Origin of the sequence: Methylocystis suflitae, from assembly GCF_024448135.1 — a bacterium.
Taxonomy (GTDB): Bacteria; Pseudomonadota; Alphaproteobacteria; order Rhizobiales; family Beijerinckiaceae; genus Methylocystis; species Methylocystis suflitae.
Window position 1 is genome coordinate 1 of the sequence record NZ_JAMRYX010000054.1, and the last position, 6,953, is coordinate 6,953.

The following is a 6,953-nucleotide window of genomic DNA, read 5'->3' on the forward strand; positions in this document are numbered from 1 at the left end:
CAGCGTCACGATTGGGCCGAGGAAAAACGGGCCGCACTTGAAGCTTGGGCGGCGCACGTGATGGCGATCGTTGAGAGACGAACGCCGTCCAACAATGTGGTTGCGCTCGCGCGAAAGAGCTAAAATCAACCGCGCTGAGATAGCCCGGCCAGGCAACAAGTCGAGAGTGCATCGCTCGATTTCTCAGCACCCAATTTGATGCTCGCGGATGCACGCGATGGCCGACGAGACATTCTTATTGGGCGAGGCGCTATCTCGCTATGAGACGCCCGAAAACCGATCGAAGCGAGAGGCCGCGGTTCAAGACCATTCGAACCTGCTCACCGATCAAACCGCGGCGAAGCCGGTCAACGAAGAGATTGCCGTCTGGCAAGAAAAGATCGCTGCCGCAGTGCAGAGGCGCCGAGAATTTGAGGCGCGCGTTTCTGAAGGTCTATTAGACCAGTTGCAGCGTGAAGGTTGCGTCGCCGCGACCGGCCATATTGACGGCTTACACAACCCTAAAATCACAATTCCCGCGGACGTGTGGCGCCGGGGCGCGTGGGAGTTTCAGCCGCGCGCCAACTTCGCGCGAGGCGGCGATCCAGTTATCGAGATTCATGGCTTGCGAATTGTCGAGACGGTGCAGACTGGCGCCGAGATCAAGCCAACTGCGATCGTCGAAGAGGTAGAAGCGCGCGACTCATGGCGCGATTTGCCGGAAGCGCGCGACGCTGAGCTTGAAGCGTTTTTGAACACGCTAGCGCCCTGTAACGAGGACGAGGCGCGCGACGCGGCCGAGACGCATTTTCAAGCGCGAATCACGCGCAACCGATTCCGTAAATTTGCCTGGCCAAAACGGCGGAGAGGACGCCAATCATCGGTCGGATAAATCCGCCAAATCCGCCGCACGGCGGAATTTTGCCGCAAACCACGCAATTTCAGCACGTTAAAAAACCCGCCGAAAAATGCGTCGGCGGATTTGGCGTATTTTTGCGGCGGATTTTTTGTGTGGCAGTTTTTTGCGCGTCAAGTTCACCAAAGGACGCGCATTGCATGTCTTTAGAGTTCTCGCCTGCCCGTCACAAGAAACATCCGAAGCGCATCCGGCCAGTGCGTGAGTGCGCCGAGGTCCTCGGCGTGTCCTACCGCACTTTGCAGAGGTGGATTGAATTGGGAATCGGCCCAGCTGTCATTCACCTCGGTCCGCGTCGTCGCGGCATCGATGACGATGACCTAGAGCGATTCATCGCTGAACGCCGCAAGGCGCCGCCGGGTGAAAAGGCCGAAACGCGCGAAGCCGCTCCCGCCTAAGCGCACAACCCGACACAACGAAAGAGCAGCAACGGCGCGCATCGCGTGCGCCGACGGAAGAACTTTGTCGAATTTCGGGAAAGAGGGCCGCGCCGGGAGACCTTCACAACGCCCGGCGCGGCGAACTGCTCACCCCGCAACAGGAGAGAGACATGGAAACACTTAGGACAACCGACGCCAATACGCAAGCCGCCGATTTGCGCGCTCGCCTGCGCGAGGCGTTGAAGTTTGAGGCAGGCTTCGGCGACGAGTGTCACGAGATCGTTGAGAAGGTTTTCGCGCTAGTCGCCCAAGCTTTGCGCCGCGATCCGCGCTTCAGCGCGCTGCGCCACAGTGAGCTCGACGCTTTACTGCGCGATGCGCTCGCGCCAGCTGAGCGGCTTGTCCGCAGATATCTGGCGGACACGATCAGCGTCGACGACGCGGTCGATCACGCGATGGACGTCTTCTGCGGTGAGGAGGCCAAGCAATGAGCCGCGCCGCGCCCACCCCTGTCGACGAAGTCGTCGCCGACATTTTCGGTGCGATCCTTGCAGCGTTGCAGGGCGAGCCGGCGTTGAACTGCGTCAATATCGAAGAGGCGCTAGCCCCGGCTCGCGCCAGTGTCGAGAATTTGCTGGGGGCCTTCCTGGAGGCGCACCAATGAGCGCCGTCAATGGAGCGCCGGACTGGCCCGGCGTCGCGGCCGCGTTGCTCAGCATCTACGGCGCGCTGCGCCTCAAGGATCTCAACCTTAGCTTCATCCTCGGCGTCGATATTCGCAAGCTCCGCGAGCTCATCTCGCGCCGACGCATGCGCCTCGAGACATATGGCCCGCTGCCGCGGCAGGTTGGCGCCTATCTGCTCGACGAAGCCCAAGCGCTCGAGATCGTCAGTGCGTCGAACTGCGCGGCAAAAGCCGCTACCGCCGATCTTGTCCGCAAAGCCTTCCTCGCGCGCCGCCTTCAAGAGCAGGGCATAGATCCGACTGGTCCGATTGTGCGCGAGGCGGCGCAAAGCCTCAAAAATCCGGATTTTTGTTTGTTGCCGCTGGGCGGCGCTGCGCTGGAGCGTGACGCGGGTGATCTCGCGAAGAAGGGGGTGGAGTGACGCCCAAAACATCAGCTCGGGTTGCCCCGAGCGCTCGTGAAGTGAATGAGTAGTGGAGTACGTGAAATGTCAAAACGTCCAGTACCGAAGACTGAACCTGAAACTTCAACTACTGCCGTCGTCGCGGCAATGCAGCCGACGCCGTTCGATGCGCCTGACGGCTGGGGCGGCGTGCCCCAGCGCGACGGGCAGACTTACGGCGACTTTTTGAAATTCGTAAACGGTGAATACCGCAGTGGTGAAGCGGTAATGAACGGGCGCGAATTTATTCCCGTTCACGTCACCGTCTGTTGGGTTCGCTGGCTCGACGGGCGCCCCGCAGAGACGTTGGTTACTAAGCCCGGTGAGCGTCATCCCGAGCGCGTTGAACTCGGCCATGACGACGAGAGCGAATGGGAATTAGGGCTCGACGGTAGGCCGTCGGATCCATGGCGAGACACGCGTCTGGTGCAGTTAATCGATCCCAAGACCGCGCAAGCCTTTACTTTCACCACGTCGTCGTGGGGCGGTCGGGACGCGGTCGAGGAGCTGTCCCGCGCCATCGCCTTCGTCCGCAGCGCCGGCCATCCTGGCGCACTGCCGCTCATTCGCTTGGACGTTGGGAGGATGCGCACACGTTTCGGGCCAAAACCCAAACCTGTCCTTAGCGTTCTCGACTGGCGCTATGACAGGCGCGCCGAAGCGCTCGCGGCGCAGAACGCGCCGCCAGAGCAGATCGAAGCGCAGGCCGAAAAGCCGTCGCTGGGCGAAGAGCTCAACGATTCCATTCCTTGGTGAGCCGACACAAAGCGCGGCGACGTTGCAGCGCCGCCACGCTTTCCCTCTTCTCTGCCAACCCTGGAGCCGGTTATGACCGCCAAAGCTGAGCCGCTTGAATCTACCACAGAAACTAGCGCGCATGCGCAGCAAGCCGAGGCCCCTACCGCGCCTCGAGAGAAGGCCCCGAAAGCCGTCGCCGACGCAGCCGATATCGAGGCGCTGTTCCTCGACCCGAAGCTCGGCGACGGCATTACCGAGACGCACATTCACAGTGTGCCGGTCGACAAGCCGCGAGACTTCTTCCGAACGCACCCGGATCCGCTCTATCGCCGCCGAACCGAAATTTACACGCACAAACCCGAGGGCGTCATTGATGCGCAGTATTACATCATCGCTCCCGCGATGCAGGGCCGCATCGAGGAGGCGCGGCCGTGCACCCTGGTGACAGTTGTCAACCGCGCCGGAGCGCCGCGCTTGTGGCCGATAAGTCACCCGCGCGAGAGCGAGCGCGACAACGAAGCGTGGAGCACGGCGCGCGAGGCGGCCAAGCGCGCCATCGACGCCTGGTTGAAACTTGTATGGGCCGCGCGCTCCTATAAGACCCGCGAGGCGCAAAAAGGTTACGCGCCGGATCCCGACTGGAGCAAATTGCCGTCGTTTGAAGAGCTGGTGCGTCTCGCATTCGGCGAACACGGCATTATCCGCGACGAAACCCACCCGATTTACCGGGAGCTGTTCGGCGCGGCGAACGATCCGGCGGGTGGCGGCGGTGACCTATAGCGATTGGCGCCATCTGCCGTTCCGCGAGATTTGGTGCGTCGATTTCGAATACTACCCAGGCGCAGGACTAGCGAACGGCGGGCGTGAGGGCGACCAGATCTCGCCTCTGTGTCTTGTCGCCTTCGAGATGCGCAGCGGCCGTTACGTCGAGTTGTGGCAAGACGGGTTTGGGCCGTTCCCGCCGTACAGTCTCGGCGGCGACGCCCTGCTTGTTGGCTACATGCTCACTGCCGAGTTCGGTGCGCACCTGGCGCTGGGCTGGGGCCAGCCGGCGCGCGCCGCCGACCCTTACGTCGAGTTCCGCCACCTGACCAATGACGCTCGCGTAAAGAGCGGCGAGCGCGAAAAAGGCTTTTACTCGCTGCCCGGCGCGCTGCGCTACTTCGGCGACAACGGCGTCGACCTGGCGCATAAGCGAGATATGCGCGAGCGAATCGTGCAGGGCCCGCCGTTCAGCCGGCAGGAGCGTCGCGACATTCTTGCCTACTGCCGCGACGACGTTGACGCCCTGGCCCGCCTCTTTCCGTCTATCGTTCCGACGGTCCGTTCCTGGCCTCATGCGCACATGCGCGCGCAATTCATGTGGGCGGCGGCGTGCCAGGAACGGCGCGGCGTCCCCCTCGATCTACCGCTATTCAATCGCATTCGCTACCGCTGGCGGGATATCGAAGCCGACATCGTTGGAGACATCGGCGCCCCCTTCGGCGCCGAGATCGAAGAGGGCGGCGTAAGGCGCTTCGAGCCCATTTACGCTGTCGGCAAGGACGGCCGCCCGCACTGGCGCTCGAGGATCTTCGAAGCCTACGTCCGCCGTCGAGGCATTGCCTGGCCGACGCGCGCCGACGGCAAACTCGACGAATGCGCCGAGACTTTTGAGGATATGTGCCAGCCCTACCCGGAGCTCAACCCGCTCCGCGAGCTGCGCGCGTCGCTGGCAAAACTGCGGCTTAATACGCTCCCGGTCGGATCCGACGGCCGCAATCGGACTTTGCTTGGCCCCTACGGCAGTAAGACCGGACGCAATCAACCAAGTAATAGCAAGTATATTTTCGGTCCGGCAAAGTGGACGCGTTCGCTCATCTCCCCGCCGTCAGGACGGGCCCTGACGCACCGCGACTACTGTCAACAGGAAGTGCGCATCGCCGCCGTGCTGGCGGGCGACGGCGAGCTGCTCGCGGCCTGCGAAACCGGCGATGTTTATTTGGGCATTGCCAAACAGCTGGGCCTCGCGCCGGGGGACGCCACAGGAGATTCCCACCCCGACGTAAGAGATCTCTTCAAGACCGTCGTGCTCGGCATTTCCTATGGGCTCGGCGCGCGGTCGCTGGCGTTGCGCACTGGCGTCTCGCTGTTTGAAGCTGCGGAGATCCTCGCCCGACTACGCACCCGCTTCCACCGCTTCGAAGACTTCATGGCCGGCGTCGCCGATCGCGCGGGCCTCGATCTGGAGCTCTCGACGCCATTCGACTGGCGCCTGCGCTGCCCGCCGGGGACTAATCCGCGGACCGTCCGCAATTTCCCGATGCAGTCCACTGGCGCTGAGATTCTGCACGTCGCCAGCATTCTGGCGGAGCGGCGCGGCGTGAGCGTCGTGGCGCCGGTGCACGACGCGCTGATGGCCGAAGCGCCGGCCGGGGAAATCGAGCAGGCGTCGACAGAGCTCGACCGCCTTATGCGCGACGCCGCAGCGGTTGTGTTGCGCGGCTATGAGCTGCCGACTGATAAGCAGATTGTGCGACCCGGCGAACATTTTCGCGACAAGCGCGGCAGCGCGATGTGGACGACAGTCAGGCGGCGCCTGGCGAAGCTGGAAGCGCAGGCGGCTTAATAAAGGAGGGAAAGTTGAGCACCGTGTACGGCGAATTCTGCCGGCGCTACAAACGAGCGCCGGATCTCGACGATCCCGACAGCGCCGGCAGGCTGATTGTCTTTGGGCTTGCCGCCGCGGCGCTGCGGGAGGACGGTTGGGAGTGCGGCCGGGAGAAGGCCGGAGACGAGCTCGGGGGGAGCTCGAGAGAGGCGTTCGAGCTGTGGCCGTACTACGGGCCGGAAGAAGACTCGTCCTGCCAGCCGAGCGAGGCGGGACCGAAAGCCCCCGGCGTCTGCATCCTGGGCGTCGACCCTGGCCTCGCGGGCGCAGTCGCCTTCTACTTCCCTGCGCATCCCGAGCTTATCGCCGTGGAAGACATGCCGGTCGTCGCTGGCGAGATCGACGCTGCGACGCTGGCCGCGCGCATCCGGCAAATGGCGCCCGACTTCGCTATCGTCGAGCGCGCCGCCGCCCGCCCGAAGCAAGGCGTCTCGAGCGTTTTTAAATTCGGCTCGAGCTACGGCGCGGTGCTGGGCGTCATCGGCGCACTGGCGATTCCTTCGCAGCTGGTCTGGCCCTGCAAATGGAAAAAGCGCTTCGGGCTGGGCGCCGACAAAGAAAAGGCCCGCGCGCTTGCGCTGCGGTTGTGGCCCGCCCGCGCCGAGCTGTTTGAGCGCAAAAGAGATCATGGACGGGCGGAGGCGGCGTTGCTGGCGCGCTACGGCGCGGAATTTTTCTTGAACGAGGGGAGCCTCCCAAATGTCGCAGAGTAAAGGCGTGCGGCCTATGACGGGCGGCCCGGACGATCTGTTCCCGCCCAACGACGGCCGGGATCCGCTGGACCCAGACGGCGCCGAGCTGGAAGCCCTAGAACGCAAAAAGGCGAAGTTTATTGGCTGCCCGCTGGCGTGGTTCAACCGCGTGTTTCCGATCATGCGCGGCAAAAATGAACTGGCGGTCGCGCTGCATATTTATCGACAGCGCGTGCTACGCAACAGACGAACAATCAGGGTCTCAAACGCTGTCCTGGCGGCGGATCTTGGCGTCAGCCGCTACACTAAATATCGAGCCCTGCGTCGGCTAGCGGCTGCGAGAATCATTACCGTGAGTCGCTGTGGCCGGGAAGCGCTGGAAATCACCTTCAACAATTGAAGGCTCTTCGAAGGGCCGGAAGCGGGAGCTTGTGTAACGGCTCACATGTGCATGTGTGCAACACGACATG

10 protein-coding genes are annotated in these 6,953 nt (G+C 63.1%); all 10 read left to right on the top strand.

The window, feature by feature from the left end:
* The first annotated feature begins 217 nt into the window (after positions 1–217).
* Positions 218–871: a hypothetical protein gene (locus tag NEI07_RS04420; RefSeq protein WP_256032990.1), complete on the top strand. Its 654-nt coding sequence runs from the start codon at positions 218–220 to the stop codon at positions 869–871.
* Positions 872–900: 29 nt separating this feature from the next.
* Entirely contained in the window at positions 901–1,293 is a 393-nt protein-coding gene (locus tag NEI07_RS04425; RefSeq protein WP_256032993.1) for a helix-turn-helix transcriptional regulator, read from the top strand.
* A gap of 152 nt (positions 1,294–1,445) precedes the next feature.
* On the top strand, positions 1,446–1,766 hold the full coding sequence (locus NEI07_RS04430; protein ID WP_256032994.1) for a hypothetical protein: 321 nt from the start codon (positions 1,446–1,448) through the stop codon (positions 1,764–1,766).
* Complete coding sequence (locus NEI07_RS04435; protein ID WP_256032996.1) at positions 1,763–1,939, top strand: hypothetical protein; 177 nt, start codon at positions 1,763–1,765, stop codon at positions 1,937–1,939. The genes NEI07_RS04430 and NEI07_RS04435 overlap by 4 nt, the downstream gene beginning before the upstream one ends.
* Positions 1,936–2,382, top strand: a complete 447-nt coding sequence (locus NEI07_RS04440; protein WP_256032998.1) for a hypothetical protein — start codon at positions 1,936–1,938, stop codon at positions 2,380–2,382. Before NEI07_RS04435 ends, NEI07_RS04440 begins: the two co-directional genes overlap by 4 nt.
* 66 nt (positions 2,383–2,448) lie before the next feature.
* Positions 2,449–3,159, top strand: a complete 711-nt coding sequence (locus NEI07_RS04445) for a hypothetical protein (RefSeq protein WP_256032999.1) — start codon at positions 2,449–2,451, stop codon at positions 3,157–3,159.
* A gap of 72 nt (positions 3,160–3,231) precedes the next feature.
* Entirely contained in the window at positions 3,232–3,921 is a 690-nt protein-coding gene (locus NEI07_RS04450) for a hypothetical protein (protein ID WP_256033000.1), read from the top strand.
* The gene (locus NEI07_RS19580; RefSeq protein ID WP_256033001.1) at positions 3,902–5,749 is read left to right on the top strand and encodes a DNA polymerase; all 1,848 of its coding nucleotides are present in this window, start codon (positions 3,902–3,904) and stop codon (positions 5,747–5,749) included. The genes NEI07_RS04450 and NEI07_RS19580 overlap by 20 nt, the downstream gene beginning before the upstream one ends.
* Before the next feature lie 14 nt (positions 5,750–5,763).
* Positions 5,764–6,504, top strand: coding sequence for a RuvC family protein (locus NEI07_RS04460; protein ID WP_256033003.1), 741 nt, complete (start codon positions 5,764–5,766; stop codon positions 6,502–6,504).
* 13 nt (positions 6,505–6,517) lie between these two features.
* Positions 6,518–6,883, top strand: a complete 366-nt coding sequence (locus NEI07_RS04465; protein ID WP_256033005.1) for a hypothetical protein — start codon at positions 6,518–6,520, stop codon at positions 6,881–6,883.
* Positions 6,884–6,953: the final 70 nt, after the last annotated feature.

What these genes read in the sequence shown, in the direction of transcription:
- NEI07_RS04465 (WP_256033005.1), top strand. Translation starts at nt 6,518, where the DNA reads ATGACGGGCGGCCCGGACGATCTGTTCCCGCCCAACGACGGCCGGGAT.
- NEI07_RS04450 (WP_256033000.1), top strand. Translation starts at nt 3,232, where the DNA reads ATGACCGCCAAAGCTGAGCCGCTTGAATCTACCACAGAAACTAGCGCG.
- NEI07_RS04430 (WP_256032994.1), top strand. Translation starts at nt 1,446, where the DNA reads ATGGAAACACTTAGGACAACCGACGCCAATACGCAAGCCGCCGATTTG.
- NEI07_RS04420 (WP_256032990.1), top strand. Translation starts at nt 218, where the DNA reads ATGGCCGACGAGACATTCTTATTGGGCGAGGCGCTATCTCGCTATGAG.
- NEI07_RS04445 (WP_256032999.1), top strand. Translation starts at nt 2,449, where the DNA reads ATGTCAAAACGTCCAGTACCGAAGACTGAACCTGAAACTTCAACTACT.
- NEI07_RS04440 (WP_256032998.1), top strand. Translation starts at nt 1,936, where the DNA reads ATGAGCGCCGTCAATGGAGCGCCGGACTGGCCCGGCGTCGCGGCCGCG.
- NEI07_RS04435 (WP_256032996.1), top strand. Translation starts at nt 1,763, where the DNA reads ATGAGCCGCGCCGCGCCCACCCCTGTCGACGAAGTCGTCGCCGACATT.